General features: G+C 32.8%; 15 protein-coding genes, 1 tRNA gene and 2 pseudogenes. 7 read left to right on the top strand and 11 right to left on the bottom strand.

Going from position 1 to position 18256, the window contains the following annotated elements:
• Window positions 1–33: 33 nt before the first annotated feature.
• The 4 genes from AAGD89_RS01415 to AAGD89_RS01400 all read right to left on the bottom strand — a co-directional run bounded on the left by AAGD89_RS01415 (window position 34) and on the right by AAGD89_RS01400 (window position 6459).
• Window positions 34–2916: a hypothetical protein gene (locus AAGD89_RS01415; protein ID WP_341808535.1), complete on the bottom strand. Its 2883-nt coding sequence runs from the start codon at window positions 2914–2916 to the stop codon at window positions 34–36.
• Window positions 2897–5248, bottom strand: a complete 2352-nt coding sequence (locus AAGD89_RS01410; RefSeq protein ID WP_341808533.1) for a type VI secretion protein — start codon at window positions 5246–5248, stop codon at window positions 2897–2899. Before AAGD89_RS01410 ends, AAGD89_RS01415 begins: the two co-directional genes overlap by 20 nt.
• A 60-nt stretch (window positions 5249–5308) precedes the next feature.
• Window positions 5309–5677: a hypothetical protein gene (locus AAGD89_RS01405; RefSeq protein WP_341808532.1), complete on the bottom strand. Its 369-nt coding sequence runs from the start codon at window positions 5675–5677 to the stop codon at window positions 5309–5311.
• 95 nt (window positions 5678–5772) lie between these two features.
• On the bottom strand, window positions 5773–6459 hold the full coding sequence (locus AAGD89_RS01400) for a hypothetical protein (protein WP_341808531.1): 687 nt from the start codon (window positions 6457–6459) through the stop codon (window positions 5773–5775).
• A 153-nt stretch (window positions 6460–6612) separates the two neighbouring features.
• On the opposite strand from AAGD89_RS01400, the gene rnhA reads away from it, so the two are divergent.
• Window positions 6613–7050: a ribonuclease HI gene (gene rnhA / locus AAGD89_RS01395; protein ID WP_341808530.1), complete on the top strand. Its 438-nt coding sequence runs from the start codon at window positions 6613–6615 to the stop codon at window positions 7048–7050.
• Window positions 7043–9994 carry an AsmA-like C-terminal domain-containing protein gene (locus AAGD89_RS01390; protein ID WP_341808529.1) on the top strand — a complete coding sequence of 984 codons (2952 nt, stop codon included), beginning with the start codon at window positions 7043–7045 and terminating at the stop codon, window positions 9992–9994. Before rnhA ends, AAGD89_RS01390 begins: the two co-directional genes overlap by 8 nt.
• A 37-nt stretch (window positions 9995–10031) precedes the next feature.
• Here the strand turns inward: AAGD89_RS01390 and AAGD89_RS01385 are convergent, their stop codons facing one another.
• The 3 genes from AAGD89_RS01385 to AAGD89_RS01375 form a co-directional block, all read right to left on the bottom strand.
• Window positions 10032–10349: an FtsB family cell division protein gene (locus AAGD89_RS01385; RefSeq protein WP_341808528.1), complete on the bottom strand. Its 318-nt coding sequence runs from the start codon at window positions 10347–10349 to the stop codon at window positions 10032–10034.
• Window positions 10350–10402: 53 nt separating this feature from the next.
• Window positions 10403–10531 carry a type B 50S ribosomal protein L36 gene (gene ykgO / locus AAGD89_RS01380; RefSeq protein ID WP_006279631.1) on the bottom strand — a complete coding sequence of 43 codons (129 nt, stop codon included), beginning with the start codon at window positions 10529–10531 and terminating at the stop codon, window positions 10403–10405.
• 69 nt (window positions 10532–10600) lie between these two features.
• On the bottom strand, window positions 10601–11419 hold the full coding sequence (locus tag AAGD89_RS01375) for a pyruvate, water dikinase regulatory protein (protein ID WP_341808527.1): 819 nt from the start codon (window positions 11417–11419) through the stop codon (window positions 10601–10603).
• Window positions 11420–11586: 167 nt separating this feature from the next.
• Here AAGD89_RS01375 and AAGD89_RS01370 point away from each other — a divergent pair, with 167 nt between their 5' ends.
• The 3 genes and pseudogenes from AAGD89_RS01370 (at window position 11587) to AAGD89_RS01360 (ending at window position 14595) form a co-directional block, all read left to right on the top strand.
• Window positions 11587–13038, top strand: coding sequence for a TrkH family potassium uptake protein (locus tag AAGD89_RS01370; RefSeq protein ID WP_341808526.1), 1452 nt, complete (start codon window positions 11587–11589; stop codon window positions 13036–13038).
• A 96-nt stretch (window positions 13039–13134) separates the two neighbouring features.
• Entirely contained in the window at window positions 13135–13782 is a 648-nt protein-coding gene (locus AAGD89_RS01365) for a hypothetical protein (protein WP_341808525.1), read from the top strand.
• An 89-nt stretch (window positions 13783–13871) separates the two neighbouring features.
• Window positions 13872–14595: pseudogene (locus tag AAGD89_RS01360) on the top strand (IS5 family transposase).
• 29 nt (window positions 14596–14624) lie between these two features.
• On the opposite strand, the gene AAGD89_RS01355 reads toward AAGD89_RS01360, so the two are convergent.
• The 4 genes and pseudogenes from AAGD89_RS01355 to trxA all read right to left on the bottom strand — a co-directional run bounded on the left by AAGD89_RS01355 (window position 14625) and on the right by trxA (window position 16684).
• Window positions 14625–15059 carry a hypothetical protein gene (locus AAGD89_RS01355; protein WP_341808524.1) on the bottom strand — a complete coding sequence of 145 codons (435 nt, stop codon included), beginning with the start codon at window positions 15057–15059 and terminating at the stop codon, window positions 14625–14627.
• A gap of 189 nt (window positions 15060–15248) precedes the next feature.
• Window positions 15249–15749, bottom strand: a pseudogene (locus AAGD89_RS01350) (RDD family protein).
• Window positions 15750–16243: 494 nt separating this feature from the next.
• Window positions 16244–16317 (bottom strand) — tRNA-Ile (locus AAGD89_RS01345).
• A 43-nt stretch (window positions 16318–16360) separates the two neighbouring features.
• Entirely contained in the window at window positions 16361–16684 is a 324-nt protein-coding gene (gene trxA / locus AAGD89_RS01340; protein ID WP_341808523.1) for a thioredoxin, read from the bottom strand.
• Window positions 16685–17051: 367 nt separating this feature from the next.
• Here trxA and AAGD89_RS01335 point away from each other — a divergent pair, with 367 nt between their 5' ends.
• On the top strand, window positions 17052–17801 hold the full coding sequence (locus AAGD89_RS01335; RefSeq protein WP_341808522.1) for a hypothetical protein: 750 nt from the start codon (window positions 17052–17054) through the stop codon (window positions 17799–17801).
• Window positions 17701–18237: a hypothetical protein gene (locus AAGD89_RS01330; RefSeq protein WP_341808521.1), complete on the top strand. Its 537-nt coding sequence runs from the start codon at window positions 17701–17703 to the stop codon at window positions 18235–18237. The genes AAGD89_RS01335 and AAGD89_RS01330 overlap by 101 nt, the downstream gene beginning before the upstream one ends.
• Window positions 18238–18256 lie beyond the last annotated feature (19 nt).

Below are 18256 nucleotides of genomic sequence, written 5' to 3'. Positions count from 1 at the left end.
AATTCAGCGCTTTCTTGGATTACAGTTGATAATTTAGCCCAACAATTCTTTTCTAATTTCTTCCTTAATAGTTTCTATTATCTTAGGATCAAGTTTGCTTATCAGAGAATCGCCAATAAGTTCCTTTATCGGAGAGTCATCACTGAGCTCTTTTATTAGAGAACCATCACTAGTTATGATGTTTGGATTGTTTACAATCCGATTAATAGCATCGTCTACTGTTTTGGGATTAATTGCTTTCAGTATAGGTTTAATAATTGCATAGCCAGGAGAACCTTTACTATAAATTTCATTACTTTTATTAATGCAACCACCCGCACCATGTATGGTTCTTCTTGAGTTACTGCATTTACTTACCGTTTCATACTCTATTTTACCGTCTTTTATATATGGTATTTTATTATCTTCAGTAGGCTTAAAATTTTCTGCTTTTACAATTTTTCCTTCCAACTTTAAGTCTTCTCTGTGCAGCACCGTTTCTTTCTCCTCCCAAGGTTCTTTATCGGCACCCCCACCTGCAACTGTAATTAATGGCCGGCAATTTTGCTTTTTTAAATCACACATTTCTATTACAGTTGCACCTCCATTTTTATCTGACTCTATGTCTTCCCTATTACCACCTCCCTCAGTAACTTTAACTCGAATTATAGGGTAGTTAGGATCAATCTTCAATTTAGCTTTTATGTAGTCCCCAGGCATTCCTGATCTATCTTTCGTAGAATAAGCTTTGCCAATTATATGACCTGGTTCACCGCCACCCCATGCTTCTATTTCAACATGGTCATATTGTGACAAATTACCTGTATACTTGTCCCTGTTTGAAGGACCGTAAGTCTTAGTATTTTCCCAATGGTCTTTCTTAGCTTGCAACTGCTTCATTATTATTTCATGCAATCTCTTTTTTAAACCTTCTAAATCAAACCTGCATAATCTATCAGCATAAAAAACCTCTGTGCTGTTTGCTTTAGTCGGTACTTCCAGTATTTTAACTGTATCATCTTGTTCTTGTGAAATTTTTAAATAGAAATGTTGATTATTATCTTTATTCACATATTGTGTTGAGCGTTCACATACATTATTAAAACGCATGCAGCCTTCATCGCATTGATTACATCGTTCATTGCTTTGATTACATTGTTTACCATCTTGCTTACATTCTGCTTTGTATTCTGCATCTTTCAATTCATATACTATTTTACATTCATTCCAGTCTTGTTTTGCGTCCACTTGGCTAGTCTCTTTCACAATGCAATTCTTCCTACCGTTATTTTCCTCAGGAATGGAAACATATCCATGCTTATTAAATATCATTTCATTTAGTTGACTCTGGGGCTTTGCCAATAAGTCAACTGTTTCATTGCGTGGAAAGTAATAAAATTGATTTGATTCCTTTGAGTAAACGGTATTATACTTGGCGTAGTTTGCTCCAATCTTTTTTAGTGACATTACTTTATCTTCTCTTTCAAGAACAAACTCTTCTGGTTCTGGTTTCCAACCAGAAAGACAAAGCATTCTGCTCTTGTCATTTGCTTTATATTTTATTTCTATTTCTGGCTGTCCTAAATCATTTGATTTACAAATAGTGTTACCTTTTTCATCCTTTGCTGGTGCTTTGCATTCTGCTTCTATATCAGGAACATAGCCATATTCTTTCAAAATTTTAAAATCTTCACCTTTGCTTTGATTTAATATCTTTTCTATAATAGCGCCAATAGCACTTTGATTGTCACTGCTATCAGCAGTTTTTTTTATTATTTTTGGCTTTTCTACTTTTAATGATAGAGGGCCAATATTAGTAGAATTGGTATTAACGTTAAAAGTACAAGAATCACCACTGTAATCTCCACGTGCCTGCCTCGTACAACTTTCTTGACTCATCTTTATTTTTATTTTTAACGTATTGCTTGGGTTTCCAAGCGGGTCTTTTACTATTTCGACTATTTCAGGTTCTGGAGCATGTGGCGCAGGAAAACAACGACTGAATTGCCAATTTTTTTTGTCTATCTCTTGAGTTCCATAATATTCAGCACAGAGCTTACTTTTTTCTTTATAAGTTTCGAAATAATGTTTAGTGTTCCAGTTATCTGAAATAGAGAGCTTCTTAGCTTTATCTTTTCCATACTCTTTAGGAAAATCTATTTTTTTTCCAACTTTTCCGTTTTCATCTTTCATATTTCCAATAATCACTTTAACTTTAGGATCGAAATAATCATTCCTTTCATCGTCATCCTCTTTATTTGTTATAGGGACAATTCTCACTTGTGGTGGTGACATTCCAAGTTGTGTGCAGAATGGTGGAGGTCCAGGTGCAAGGGGAACCGGAGCACATTTTACTTTTGTTTGATAGCAAGTATCACAAACGTTTTGCATTTCGCCAGGGCGGAAAATATTATATCCTGAAAATGCTTTAGCACCCCATGCAGAAGCACCACTCATACAAGCACCTTTTTGCATGCAAGCACATATCTTAGGAGAATTAGCAAATTTCTCTTTTTCTTTATCAGTTAGACCATCTGCCCATTCCCATTTAAGACCTTCTCCCATTTTTGCACCAATGGATGTCTTATTTCCTTCCCAATCAATGAAAGTCATTGCAGAAACTGCAGCACCGGAAGCTTGAGTTGTGCCATTACCATATATTATTCTACATGAAGTTCCACTATATAATTCGTGGCAATACTCCGGATAACTCTCTCCACCCTTACTGCATACCTTGATTTTTGGATTGAAATAACCATCAATGCCTTGATCTTTTATCGCTATAACTTTGATTTCTTTACGCCATCCTTTCCATCCAAATGCTGAGGAAAATTCAGTATTACTTTCCGCATTCCATGGGCAATCCGCATATCCTTGATATGAAAGACCAAAGATCAAAAAGAATATCAATAAAAAATTAAACTTTACATTTCTCATAAAACACCGGTAACCAACCATTCACTTCTTCTCCTTGTTCCTTTATTGCCTCGTACATAAATTTTATAGTCTCTTTATTAGCTGAAAGCACATGTATTTCTTGCATATCTTTCAAATTTAAATTTAAAGTTACTAACCCCTTATATTGCTTTATTAAAAACAAGCCCTCCTGAGTAGGTGTTTGAAGAATTATATTCAATTCCTCTTTAGATAAAGAAAACGCCTTCATATAGAGTCTATTTGCATTGATATTCGGCATTAAAATTCTTGTATCGATATGTTTATCTAAATATTGAGTAAATTTACTTGCAAATGCTAGATTTAAGTTCTCTGTACTTAAAATTACTACAACATTTAATTCCGTCATTCTTTGCATCCAGTTATCAAACTCTTTCTCTGTAGGAAAAATATTGCTTATTTCCCATGCCTCATCCAAAACAAGTATTACAGGTGAACCGTCACATTTTGCCTCAAAAGAATATAAAAAATAGTAAAGTATCACGGACATACATTCTTTTTGTTTTGTGAGGTTTGCAGTATTGAGAGATATAGTTTTAGTTTCCCAGTCAATATCTGATTCATTGCCATCTTGAAATAAATAGGCGAACTCCCCATCACCACACCACTTACTTATACTGCCTCCTAAGAGACTTAACACCTCAGAGATTTGTGAAATGGAACGGGATTCCCTTGGTATTGCAAATATGGAATCCACAATTTTTTTTATCTTTTCTTCTATTTCTATAGAGATGTCACATACCATCCTTTTTATCAATTCAAACAGCATATTGCGATTGGCAGAGTTATCTTCAATGTTTAATGGATTAAACTTCAAGCTTTTATCTTTATATTTTGAATCAACTATATAATATTTACCACCCACCGCTTTAGTGAAAATTATCGATTTTCCAGTGTTATCTAATATGACAATTCTGGGATTAAATTTCCTTGATTCTGATAGTAGAAAATTAATAAGTGAAGTTCTGCCTGAATTTGGAGCACCAAGTATTGTAGTGTGACCATTTCTTTTTTTTCCATGAAAGTTAAAGAAGTAAGGATTCCCTATTTTTGAGAAAAAAACGGTTACTGCTTCCTTCCACTTTCCACCTTTTAGTGTTCCTGATGTAACATCATGCAACATGGCAAAACTGCAAGCGTATTTTGTTAATATATTTTTCGGTTGTGTAATGAAAGTAAAATTACCTGGAAGCTGCGCCCAAAAATGATTCTCCATATGTAAATCAGCTCTAAACATCATTAAACCAACTAACGCCATTATGGAAGATAAATCGTTAACATTCTCAGCTAATTTATTTCTGTCATCTGCAAATATTGTAAAAATAATTTTCTGTTGGCAAAAGTCTATACCAGCAGTCTTTTCAAGTTTTATTACTTCTTCTATGCCTGAATTTTGAATTAAGTTATTATCTTCACTAATCTGTAATATATTAATTTGTTTTTTAAACTCTTTTACTGCTTTGTTATTACTACTAAAGATCATTATTTCTGTAATAATAAGCTCAGAGTCAAGCTGCAAGCACTTATCTATATTGCTCAAAGTAACTTCCCGGTATTCCTTTATGCTAAAAATAGAGCCAAATTTCTGTTGATTTTCAAATATTGTTTGAAACGTATTGAAACCAAAAGCTATTTTTAAATTTCTAACATATTGTGAGAGGTCTTTTTCATGTATTGGATAATCTTTATGCGTCAACGTTACAATGTAATGCAGAAACTCTATCATTTCAGAGTATATTTCACCTTCATGAAATCTTAGACTCAGTTTTTTAGCCCCAAAAGGCTCTAGATCGTCTTGAATTAAGTCAGTTACTTCCTTGAGATTCTGATATCTTTTTTGTAAAGATAACTTATGTTTATTCTTTATATGATTGAAAAATAGTGAATTATTGCTAGATTCGCCAAAATCGCTAAGTAATATAACCACATACAATTCATTGATATACTGCAATTTACTATCAGTTAATTTATCAAACCAGGTTGAATGTAACTGGTCAGAAAAATCGTTAGTCTTGTCCCACTGTAAAGTAAGTTTATTAGGCTTTCTAACAGTATGAATCCAAACAGTAAAATATAGGCTATTAACATTTTTTGATATGCTCTTTCTAATTTCAGTTCTAAGGTCACTGTAATTATCAGCGGAAGAGTAATCTTCTAATTTGATTATTTTTAATAATTCTCCTTGCTTGGTTAGTATAGTTTCTTCATTGTAATGGCAAGCATAAGGAATAAAATCTAAATCAATATTTTCTAATAACGCTGAATTATTTTTCTTTTCAAGTTTATAGTTAATTGCTGGTGCTTTTATTTTCATACAACATATATATGTAATAATGTGTATTCACTTAAGAAATTAAAAATATTATAATAATATTTAATTAGCCTTTTTCTGCTCCGGAACAATGGACTTTAAGTCTTTTAAATTAAATTTCTCTTTTAAATAGTCTGTTGCTTTATCTGCGCTACCAAACATCATGATTAGTATACCAAACATTATTGCGAAAAAAATCAGCCCTCTGAATATTATTGCAAATGCCACTGCAGCTATACACACTCCTATAATTGTTGAAGGGCTCATATTTTCTACAGTTTCTTTGACCGAAAATGAAGAAATAAAGTTTTTTACCGTCTCTTGTATATCTTGTAACTCGTCACTTAAAGAGCTTGCTTCACTGGAATATGGTATAAAGAGGAAGCTGAGCAGAGTTATTAAAACCAAAATTTTATTCAATTGAATACACATCAACTAAATACCTTTAAAATATCTTCTTAATTATAACAACTTTTACATTAATAAACAATAGCTGAGTTCATTTGTACATCACAAGTAACCTATATTTAATTTACTCCCTCTCTTTTTGCAGCTTGATGAGTTAAACCCGTAGGTGATAATTCGCTTGAAGGAGAAGGAATGCACAACGCAGCTAAAGCTCCTATAGCAAATAATACTCCTATTGCTACTACCAACGAAGTTGCAATGGCAGGTGTTTTATTAGCTGACATAAAACCTGCTATAGCAAAGCAAGCCAGTGCTGCTACAGTACAACCAACTGTACAGAAATTTCTACTATTATCCTTTGTCACCCGAGTAGCTGACACTGAGATCTGCTTTTGTTCTTTCTGGATTTCAGCGTCACGCGCTGGAGTGACAACAGGTGTTGGCTCTCCTTCATTTGATCCAGGTGAATTTATACTACTATCATCATCACCTTTAGACTTATGTAATTTCTTACCTAATACACTTGGCCTTGGAGCTGGAGTAGGAGGCTCAGGATTTGTTTCCTCTTGTGGTTGTGGACCACTGATTTTTTCAACATCACTTAATATTGAACTTACACTTACTGTTCTTGATAATGTACCACCCTCAGACGAAATGCTTGTTACTGAACTATTTGTTGGTGATTCCGATCTTTCTTCACCGAATAGAGGTGAACCCATATAACCACTATCGTCGGGATTATATGGGTTCTCACTTGGTAGGCTTGGCCTTGGAGCTGGGATGGGAAGCTCAGGTTTTATCAGCAACTTGCTTCAAATTGTTTAGCAGGGGGTCTTAGCTATATTCCAAAGATCGGAAAGGCTTGTCTGTGTTAGCTATATGTCTTGAGTAAAAGCCTTTCATTAAAATTGTACTTTCATAAAAGCAGCTATATACTTTGTTAACTCATACAGACAAAGATGAATCAAAAAGAAGTTACAATATATACAGATGGAGCGTGTTCTGGTAATCCTGGAGCGGGAGGATGGGCAGCTATTTTATTATTTCAGGATAATAGAAAAGATGTATATGGTAGGGAAGAAAACACTACCAACAATAAAATGGAGTTAACAGCGGTGATCAATGGGCTGAAAGCGTTAAAAACTTCTTGTAACATTAGCCTGTATACGGATAGTCTTTATATTAAGAATGGCATAACAGAATGGATAAATAAGTGGAAGATCAATGGCTGGAAGACAAGTAATAAAAAACCGGTAAAAAATATGGAATTGTGGGAAGAGTTAGATAGTGTTACTTCACAACACAAAATTGATTGGAAATGGGTTAAAGCACATAATGGAGATAGATATAATGAGGAGGCTGATAATTTAGCGAGAAAAGCAATAATCGATGCTTAAAAAAATCATTATATTATCCTCTATAGTTCTATTATTCATATCCTGCTTCTTTGTTTTCTTTAAAGGTGAAGACTCTTTGGAATTTGATATTAGCTATATCGATTTTTACGTAAAAAATAAAATATCAAAAATATTTGCAGGCTCAGAAGTTAATTTGGAGAATACCTCAGTCATTTGGCACAGAGATGACAGAGATTCGCATCTAGTTATTACAGATCTGACGGTAGCAAATCCTAATTTTGCTATAAAAATTCCTAAGCTTTTTGTACATTTTAAGTTCAGTTCCTTATTCAAAGCTAGCACAAATTTCTCTCAGGTTTCGGCTGATAATATTCATGTATATATTAAACCTCCAATCACACCTGTCATTCGAGTAGCCGAAACTGGAATCCAGAAAAAAGAAGAACTAAGTGGTCAAGCTATTCAGATGACATCCGCTCGTGTTAGGGAGTTCTTTTTTAGCTTAAATGTAGGGTCGCAAATTGAATTTACTAACATTGCAATTAATGAAGGTACAGATGATGAGTTTTTTGTCGATAAATTATATATAGGCAAGAGAGAAAGTTTTAATGTTTTGAATATCAATATCCAGACAAAAGATAAAAAAGGACTACTGGATGATTTGTCCATTACTATAAAAAATCGCAATAATTTATTAAACATATATGGGACATTTTATGACCTAAAATTGCTACTATTTAGCAAGCTCTCTACATTAGTTAAAAGTTACAATTTAGATGAAAACATAGGATTAAAAGGAAATTTCTCATTAAAAATCAATGAAAAGAGTGAAATTGTAGATGGAAGCATATACGCATTAAATACAGAAAGTAAGAACTTAATTCACAATAGTGTAAATATAAATTTAATATATAGTAACAAAATTATTAGCGTAAAAAATTTCCATTTTAAATTAAAAGACACGTATCTTTCTTTGATTGGAAAAATGAATTTTAATACCAACCATGCTTTAATGAGGGTGAATATCAGTAAATTTACTGCGCAAGACTTATGCATTTATGTACCGAGCGGTATAGTAAACAATAAATTTCAGAGTTGGTATTGTGACAATATTGATGGAAATATTTTAAACACAGTTCTAAGCTTCAATGGCAAAATCAATGATTTAATCGATGATGATTTATCAGATATAGTAGTTACCGCTGATATAGAAAATGGCAGCGTAAAATTTGACGAAGATTTTGAACAAATTAAGGAATTAAATGGAGATTTGATTCTCAAGAACAACAATCTTAAAATTGCTGTAAATAGTGCTAAATTTCAGAATTTCACTATTAGTAGTGGCGATATTGAAATGAACTCTTTCGATAAGGAAAGTTCAGTGTTAACCATTGACGGCAGAGCTACAAGTGATGCTTACGCTTTATATGAGCCTATAAGATTTAAGCTGGATGACGTTATCACGATTGAAAGAGATCAAATAAGCGGAATGGCAAAATCTGCATTCAATTTTCGAATTTATAATCTAAGGATTGATGGCAAAAAAGTAGACTTTTCAGCAGATTTCCATTCTGAAATTGATGATTTAGCTATTTATAATGCAAGCCTTGGCGAATATGATATTAAGCTTAATTTTGGTAGTGATTTTATAGATTTAAATGGTAGTGGGATGGTGAATAATACACAACTGCTATTTGACCTAAAAAGTAACAATAAAAATGAGAGTTTTGCTTGGAATTTGACTGGAGATTTACCCGCCAAAATATTTAACCTTGATGGAGGCATTAGTGGTTATGTGAATGCAAATATAGAATCAGTGATAAATCAAGACAGGACTGGGCATGTGAGTGGTAATATAGATTTATCAGAGCTAGAGTCACATTCAAGTTATTTGGGATGGAAAAATCACTTTGAGGATCACAATAAAATTGCGTTTTCTGTAAATTTGAAGGGTAAGGATAAATTGTCGTTAGATAAATTTGATATTACGGGAAGTGATTTAAATATAAAATTGAGTGGAAAAGTAGAAAATGAAAATTTATATTTAAAATCTAGTAACTTTCAACTACCGGGCTATAATTTTATTATAGAGGTTGAATCAGGTAAAGAAAAAAATACCGTAACTATTTATGGCAAGACAATTAACTTAAGCGATGTTTTGGATTTATTCACCAAAGGTAATAGCAAGTCACATAACGACATAGAAGTTAACATGAACGTTGACAATGTAATGATGAAAGAAGGGATTATTATCAAAGATGCTAAGCTAAATCTCACATGTACCAAAGGTGATTGCAATGGAAGTCAATTTACGGGACAATTCTTGGAGGATAAAAGTAATATACTAGCGGAATATAGTGGAATAGGGCTAGAAGTATATGCCGATAATTCAGGGATGCTCTTACGTTCCTTGGGCATTAGTAAATCAGTGAAAAATGGTAAACTGTCTTTTTATCTGTCTCCTCAAAGAGAAGGTGAGGAGCATTATGGTATGCTATCTATTAGTAATTTCTATATCAGAGATGCTCCACTACTTACTACTTTATTATCTATGTCTTCACTTCCTGGTATTATGAACGCTATAAAAAATGAAGGTGTATACTTTTATAAATGTAGTGCACCTTTTTCATACAAAGACGGCATTATTAAAATTGAAGAATCTTGGCTTGAAGGTGCAGAATTAGGCATTAGCACTCGTGGTATGCTTGATATCAAAGATTATAAATTTCAGGTTGAAGGACAGGTAATACCGGCATATTCAATTAATAAATCTCTGCTTAGGATACCCATAATTGGAAAACTTCTTACCGGTGGAAAAAGCAGAGGAGTTGTGTCAATAGACTATAAAGCAAGTGGGGATGACAAAAACAGCAGCGTATTTGTTGATTTTATCTCTTCACTAACTCCAAGCCTATTAAAGAGGGTATTGGGAATATTTGATCACATTATGACAAAAACTAAACAACCATCACCTTATAGGTGATGGTTGTTTAGTTTAGAAAGTACTGTAGCTGTACATATTATTTTATGTCAAGAATAATCATGAATTCATTAGGGCTTGCATAGCCTAAAGAATTTTTTGCTTGCTCGTCGAGGAGGTCTAAATCTAAGCTTTTTTCGTATAAACCAAGGATTTTATTACTTAACTTTTCTCTTTCAAAAGAGATGCTCTTTAGCACAATTTTATTGTGCTCTATATCCTTTTTTAACCTTATTAGTACTGATAAACTGCGCTTACCTGTGACTATGCTAGCACTAAAATATAAAGTAAAAAGAGAAACGAGCAAGGCTAAGCCTAGATAGAGCAGATTTTTCTTCTTTTGAATTGTAAATACCACAACTTTAAGTGTAGAAATTGAGATATATATGATATAAAAAGGTGAATAAAAAACTAAGAACCTTGACGTGCTTTACATCTTGGCTTTACTTTATTTATAATGTAGATCTTACCACCCCTTTTCACAACTTTACAATTTTTGTCTCTATTTCGATGAGATTTTAGTGATCCTTTAACTTTCATATTCACAGTAAGAATGAAATTATCTTATATTGTGATAAATTATAAGAAGTTAGTCAATTGATAAATTTCTTACATTTTGTTGAAATATTGTATAATTGTAGCCGATACTTCCTCTATTGATTTTTGTGTAACGTCAATAATTGGCCAATTGTTCTGCTTAAAAAGCTTCTCTGATTCCTCAATTTCCTGTTGTACTTTATCATAATTAGCATACACGTTATTACTTTCATTATTAATTGAAGTAAGTCTATTTTTACGTATTTCTATTAGCCTACTTACATCTATTGTTAACCCTATTGTTAGCTTGTTTTTTAATTTTGCTAAGTCGACATAAAATGGTATTCCGCTAACAAAAGGAATATTTGCAACTTTATAGCCTCTATAAGCTAAGTACATACTAGTCGGAGATTTTGACGTACGCGAAACTCCAACCAAAATTATATCTGCTTTCTCAATATCTTGAATATTCTGACCATCATCATGATTAATAGTATAATTTATTGACTCAATGCGCTGAAAATATTCGTCATTTATTTCAGTATGTAAATTAAGTTTTTCGTCCTTTTCAATTTCAAGATAGGAAGAAATCTCTCTGATAATATGTGATAATATCGCGCGATACGGGATTGCCAACTTTATACAGTTGTCTTTTAAATATTTCCTTAGGTTATCATCAGTAATGGTGCATATAACAAAGTGATGCTCATCACTTTTACTTTCCATTTTTTCTAAAATTCCGTCGACCTGATCTTTTTCTTTGACAAAAGACCAAACATATTCAACTGTTTCCACAGAGCTAAAATGCTTCAGCGCTGATTTTGCAACTGATATAACAGTTTCACCACTTGAGTCTGATACCAAGTGCAGATTAAGTTTTTTAAGAGTCATGGTTTATAATAATATAAGATTATCTATAAAACACAACAAGCTATAATTTAATTAATTCCTATGAATTAAATATTAACTCTCCTGTAATGTGGTGAATTGTAAACATACAAATTGTAATTTTGAAGTTTTTCAACTATATAGACAAGAAGTAAGTAGACATTAGCTCGATGGAGAACCGCCAACATTTGCAAATTCTGCGCTCAATTACATTTATTGTTGGAATATTCCTATTATTGTTTAGCTTCACAATGACTGTTCCTATGATTACTAATAAATATCTCGGTTCTGAATGGAAAAACTTTTCAACTGGATTCATAATTACTTGCGCATTTGGTATAACTTTTATTTTATTAGGTAAATTAAATAAGTTACATGGCACAACAGCGATTTTCACGATTACTAGTTGTACCTGGATTGCTTTATCTCTATTTGCAGCTATTCCATTTTATTTTAACAATCTAAGTTACGTTGATGCACTATTTGAAGCAGTGTCTGGTATTACAACAACAGGAGCAACTATATTTGATAATATTGAAGAACAATCTCCAGGAATATTGCTATGGAGAGCAATGCTGCACGGCATAGGCGGTCTTGGTATAATAACTACAGGAATTGCAGTTTTTCCTAGTTTCAAGGTTCTGAGCTTAAACAATTTACTTTACTCTGAATATTCAGATGCTATCAAAAAGAGATTGCCACATACACGAAGCGTAGTAATTCACATTACAGCAATATATTACAGCCTTATCTTATTATGCATATTTTTCTATTATCTAGCTGGTATGTCACTATTTGATGCTATATGTCATGGTATGTCTACTGTATCAACTGGTGGATTTGCTAACTATAATGATTCTATAGGACACTATAACAATCCTACATTAGAAGTCATAACAATTATCTTTATGATTTTAGGCTCTCTGCCTTTTTTCAGTTACTTAAAAATTATAAGACGCTTGAATGTTTGCCATGATGAACAAGTTTCTTACTTTATCAAAATAATTATTATTTCATCTTTGTTTTCCTATCTTTGGTTGTATAAAAATACTGATCTGGGCATGCTGCTATCATTTAGATGCAGCACATTTACTACTACATCTTTAATTACATCCACCGGTCATGCAATTTGTGATCATGTAAGTTGGAGTTTCATTTCAGTCTTAACCTTGTTCTTGACCTTTTTTGGTGGTTGCAGTGGCTCTGCGAGCGGCGGCATAAAAATCTTCCGTTTAATAGTTCTTCTCAGGTCTATAGAGAATTATTTTCGTCTTTTATTAAACTCAGACGCAGGTGATAGGGTAAAGTTTAATAATAAAATCTTGGAAAATGATGAAGTTCATTCTGTTTTGATATTTTTTGCAATTTACATATTAACATTCACTATTTCATCAATAGTGATGTCTTACTTAAGTAATGCTGACTTTATAACCAGCATCAGTTCAGTTTCCGCCATGCTCACAAATTCTGGTCCAGGATTTAGTAATTTGATAGGTCCTTCAGGTAATTACGCTTCTTTCAGTTATGAAGTAAAATTGCTTTTATCGGCTTTAATGCTGCTTGGCAGGCTCGAGATATTACCTATTTATTTTTGTGCATACAGCTTATTTTCAAAGAAGTAAATTAAAAAAATTAATAAAATTATATAAAAACATAATATAATTATTGTATGGTTAATAATTTAAGACTATAGTTACCATATCATTAATAACTATCACATGGCAAGAATAGATATTACAGATTTTGAAAGGTTAATGTGCGATGGTAGGTTAAACAGAAAGGATAGATCACATATTATAAAGTATCTAAGTTATATCATAAGCATAAATAAGGGGATGGAATGTGAATTTCTAAGTAGTGAAGGTTTTCTTAAAGAAGCTAAGATTGTTTTAAAAAAGCAAGATCCTGAGATATGCGCACTACTGACTAGCTATACAAAATTTGGAAGATTAATAAGCAATAGTAAACTTAGCGAACGATACAAATTATATGCTATAAATTATGTAACATGTATTATTAATACAAATAAAGGTAAAAATTCTGACTTTGTTAATAATGAGGATTTTCTTAAAACAGTCAAAGTTATTTCAAATTGTAAACAGCAGGATTCGGAAATATATACACTGCTAACTAGTCATGTAGAAAGTTATATAAAAAGCTATATACAGCTAATAAACAATATAAGACTAATAAACAATAGCAGATTATATAAATCATATGAGATTATTTTACATTCTCCTATGCAACTTCGTTTGAAGTGTTTGAGTATTATGAGCATGGTGTCATGTGTTAATAATAACCAATATGAAAAACTTAACTTTATACCATATGCATTACTAGGCTCTGTGAACAAAATTTTGTTATGAAAGAATAATATGGAAAAAAGGATATAAAAAATGAGGAAAAAGCGGTAATTTAACCAAATTAAGCAATAAAAATGGAGAAATTACCATGAATAAAAGAAAACAATAGGAAGCAAATTTTAGAGTTTTTAAAAAACATAAAAGGGATACACAAAAAAGATGAAAACCGGCTGAGAAAATTCATGGAAGCAATATGGTATATAGTCTGGAAGTGGCGACTTTTGCCAAAAATTTACAGTAATTTACAGGAATATACACAGGAGATTTAAAAAGTGGTGTGAAAAGGGAATTTGGCAAAAGCTGCTTGAATATACAAAGCGGGATCCGGATCTAGAAGTTTCCATAATAGATGAGACAATCGTCCGAGCTCATGCTTGCTCTGCAGAATACAAGAAAAATTCCGGAGCTCAAGAGGCTCTGGGGCGGAGCAAAGGTGGCTTCACAACGAAGATTCATGCACTTGTTGATGCTCTCGGAAATCCACTTAAATTTATCTTGACTCCAGGTCAAAGGAATGAAATTACGCAAGCCGAAGCGTTAGAAAAAATGTCCATAACTCCGTTGTAGTAGCGGATAAAGGCTACGATAGTAATGCTTTTGTGGCTAGTCTTGAGGACAAAAAATGCGAAGTCTCCAAAAAGGAATTGAAAAGTGCAAAGAGATTATGACAAGCACGTTTATAAGGAGAGACATTTGGTTGAGTGTTTTTTTTGTAAAATAAAGCATTTCAGACGCATCTTCTCTCGTTTTGACAAAACTGCTGAAGTTTTTATGGGCTTTTTAAATTTCGTTGACGCACTTATATGGCCCTCATAAAATTTTGTTCACAGAGCCTAGAAAGATCATTATTCATAAAATGTCTTTCTATCTCTTCCAAAGATAGTGGTGTAACATCTGGTCCGTCTACACTTAATCCAAAAAGCCATCTTCAATGGTTCATTGATTTTATCAAGAACATCAATTTTATTAAGGATGTACCCACCAAACTCACTAACGGCATATTTACCAAATTCAACAATACCATAACCTTCAGCCAAACCTGCTAATGTACCCCTGACACCTAACACGCGAAATACATCTAACATGCTTTTGGCATATTGTACCACTCGCTTTGAGCGATGAGGTTTAACTATATCATTTTTACTTATACTGATTATTAACCCACCAATTTCTATACTAGCTTTATCACTAATATTTCTTTGCTTTAAAACATCGTTCCGTAACAACTGAACAACATCATCTTCCATAGTTGCAGCACTACTTAACTGCTCCTGATTCACACCTATTTCACCCTCCTCAAATGTAATTAATAAATTATCGTCACTATGAAGCTAAATGGTTATAAAAATTTACTCACACACCAAAATATGGTCTTGTTTTTAACACATGTGTTTTTAGTGTCAACAATCTTTTTAGGTGAATTTGATATGAATTAAAAATTCAATGAAAGGGAGAGGTCAAGTAAACAACTAGCTTGCAGGTTTACAGTCTATTACTATTGTGTTTACAATCTTATCATGAAAAAACTGCTTTCGTTTGTCAAATACTGCAAGTATTATCAAAATTATTAAAGCTCCCGACCACCATGTTGAGAGGTATATGATGAGTAATCCAACTTTTCTAATAACACATCTAATGGTTGCTTGCATTAAAGAAACATTTTCAAGTGTATTTGCATCTTTTACGCGTATACCACATAGCAATTTTCCTGGAGTCCAACCAAATTTTGTTATCATCAATGTTTCCAATACTACGAACAGTAATGTTTCTAATGATTAACATGGCACTGACATAAAAACTGAATCAGTACCAGAAAAGGCACCACTAAAAAAGTCAGCAAGAGATTCTCCTGATAATATGAACAAAATTAATAAATAAAATAATGCATAAAAGAGCAGAGATATCACTGCATCAACAAAATATGCTATAACACGCCTAGTTATTCCTGCATAATTTACTTTAATATCCATTTTCATACCTCACATGATTATGTAATGTATCGTGTTAGCAATTAAATAATAGTAAAATTGGTTTGCTGTTTGAATTAACCACAAAAGGAAAATTATGGACGTATAGTAAATCTTCATATATTTTAAGTTGAAATGATACGAATAGCACTGCTTGGTGGGAGCATAATGACTGCTCAGAGTAGATAAGGGTAGTTGGCTAAAATCCATTTTTCTCACATTTATCTACATTCATGTAGAAAACATATCTCTCTCCAGCATCACACAAAATTTAATTGTTTACTTCTCTTTACTCTTTGATTTTCTCAAAAAGGGCAAAAAAGCCACACTAGGTTGAGACAGTTTTCCATAAGATATGCATTATGAAAGTATAGTTAATGAATTATGGAAAATAATTTACCTACGCGGCTAAAATATATTAGGGAAAAAGTAGGCCAATGGCACGGGTTTTAGGGCTATGCTAAATTTGGCATAGATAAGTTGATGAAAAAACACGGTGGGACTGGTAGGACTCGAACCTACGACCAATTCGTTATGAGCGAACTGCTCTAACCGACTGAGCTACAGTCCCTTATTATCAACATTTATGATACACAAAAAAGTGAATTTGTCTATTAGCTTATTTCGCTATCAACCCAACTTGGTAAATCACTAATTGCTCCTACCCTTCTTGCAATTTCTTCACCATCTTGAAAAATAATTAACGTGGGTATAGATTGAATTCCGAGTTTGCCTGGCATTTCACTTCCTTCATCTATGTTAAATTTGCAGATTTTAATCTTGTCTTTTTTATCTTTAGCCAATTGTTCAATATGTGGCATTAAACTTTTACATGGCCCACACCACTCTGCCCAAAAATCAACTAATACAAATCCTTTGTAATCAATAATCTCAGATTTGAAATTCTGATCATTTACTGATTTAATATCATCACTCATAAAATACCTAAATTTAAAACGATTGTTTCTAATCTATAGCACATCAATTGGTAATTAATCAACCAAATTCTTACCAATGCTCAAACCTCGAATACAGCAGCCAAGAAAATCTAGAGCTAACTCAGGTAGGATTTACCGATTCGTCATCCCGCTGCTTGTTAGCGGGATCTACGTGAGATACCGGGAATAAGTCTTAAATTGTGTAAAAGATCCCCTGCGAAACGGCAGATATGATTTAAGGGTATTTTTTGTCATATCGAGTATTAATATAAACACTATTTAATATAATAAAAATAATTCTTTGCATAAAAATTTTAATAAAAAGCTGTAGACTTAAATAATTTATCGGTTATACATAGGGAAATATTTGTTAATTCAAATGTTATTTTTATTAATTAATTTGAGGAGTCATATAATGTTCACAGGATTAATAGGTCTACTTACGAAAGATCCAAAACAGAAACTAGCTGATGAGTTTATAAAATTCGTTGAAACTGGTGATAATGAATTGTTAAAAAATTATCAAATCCAAATTGGTAACAATTTTTCTAGAGGTGATAAAGGTTATATTAATCTTATTCTAAAAAATAAAGCTACAAAAGAAAAAGAATATTTCTCTGTAGGTGTAACGCCTTTCTTATGTAATCGAGAATCAGGTAATTATGGACAAGAATTTGCGTGTATTCGTAAAAAACAAAATGGCAAGAATACAAACATCAAAACTTATGAAATTCCTGGTGAAATGTCTTCTAGAATACAGCAACTTATAAGTAAAGTGACATCTAGTAGAGACAGCAGATTTCAAAATATTGAAGACTTTGCCGAGACATATCTTCCATTAAATAGTGAGTATGTATACCCAGCTCCTCTAATGCGACAAATAATTTCAGACGGAGCATTTGACGTTAAAAATGGAACAACAGCTACATGGATTAACAGACCGACAAATAGAACTGATGAAATACTTCCTGTATTCAATGGAACAAACGCAGTAGAACCTACTGCAGTACCAGCTATTGAAGGACAAGGGCCAGGAATATCAGCAGCAGAGTACTGGTTGGGCAGCATTAGGAGTAGGATTATTTATACTAGGAGTAGGAGCAAAAAAGCTTTATGATTATTGTTATAAAACCAGTGGATATGGTCTTCAAGACTTAGAAAGTAATTCAGGTAAGAAAGACGGAGCTAGACTCAAATCAGGAAATAATGCACCTAATACTGGCCCAGAAGTGAATCCATTACTTCCTGAGGGTGATGATCCACGAGAACAAGCTGAAACTACTTCTAAAACACTGGCCTATACGCCATCAAATAGTGTTACAAGTTTAGAACAAAGTTCAAGAAGTCCATCATCAGGCTTAAGTGTTTTACAAGGAGCTATTCATGAAGCGAGAAAAGTACTTGAAATGGTAAGAGCAAGTAGAGTTTCGGACCAAGGAACAAGTGATCAATCACCTCAAGCAGAAAATCCAAATAGTCCTAGCCTAGCACCATCTGGATCTCTTACAAGCTTACATTCTAATAGTACTGGAGTAAGCGGTGGAAGAGGCTAATTTCAATATTTAGGCCCAC

The sequence above is a fragment of the Wolbachia endosymbiont (group E) of Neria commutata genome (genome assembly GCF_964026735.1).
In the GTDB taxonomy this organism is placed as follows: Bacteria; Pseudomonadota; Alphaproteobacteria; order Rickettsiales; family Anaplasmataceae; genus Wolbachia.
Note: the sequence above shows the minus strand (reverse complement) of the source record. Positions and strands in the feature narration are given on the sequence as shown.

Excerpts from the sequence above, each read along its gene's own strand:
- AAGD89_RS01415 (WP_341808535.1), bottom strand. The coding sequence starts at position 2,916 with ATGAGAAATGTAAAGTTTAATTTTTTATTGATATTCTTTTTGATCTTT.
- AAGD89_RS01410 (WP_341808533.1), bottom strand. The coding sequence starts at position 5,248 with ATGAAAATAAAAGCACCAGCAATTAACTATAAACTTGAAAAGAAAAAT.
- AAGD89_RS01405 (WP_341808532.1), bottom strand. The coding sequence starts at position 5,677 with ATGTGTATTCAATTGAATAAAATTTTGGTTTTAATAACTCTGCTCAGC.
- rnhA (WP_341808530.1), top strand. The coding sequence starts at position 6,613 with ATGAATCAAAAAGAAGTTACAATATATACAGATGGAGCGTGTTCTGGT.
- AAGD89_RS01390 (WP_341808529.1), top strand. The coding sequence starts at position 7,043 with ATGCTTAAAAAAATCATTATATTATCCTCTATAGTTCTATTATTCATA.
- ykgO (WP_006279631.1), bottom strand. The coding sequence starts at position 10,531 with ATGAAAGTTAAAGGATCACTAAAATCTCATCGAAATAGAGACAAAAAT.
- AAGD89_RS01375 (WP_341808527.1), bottom strand. The coding sequence starts at position 11,419 with ATGACTCTTAAAAAACTTAATCTGCACTTGGTATCAGACTCAAGTGGT.
- AAGD89_RS01370 (WP_341808526.1), top strand. The coding sequence starts at position 11,587 with ATGGAGAACCGCCAACATTTGCAAATTCTGCGCTCAATTACATTTATT.
- AAGD89_RS01365 (WP_341808525.1), top strand. The coding sequence starts at position 13,135 with ATGGCAAGAATAGATATTACAGATTTTGAAAGGTTAATGTGCGATGGT.
- trxA (WP_341808523.1), bottom strand. The coding sequence starts at position 16,684 with ATGAGTGATGATATTAAATCAGTAAATGATCAGAATTTCAAATCTGAG.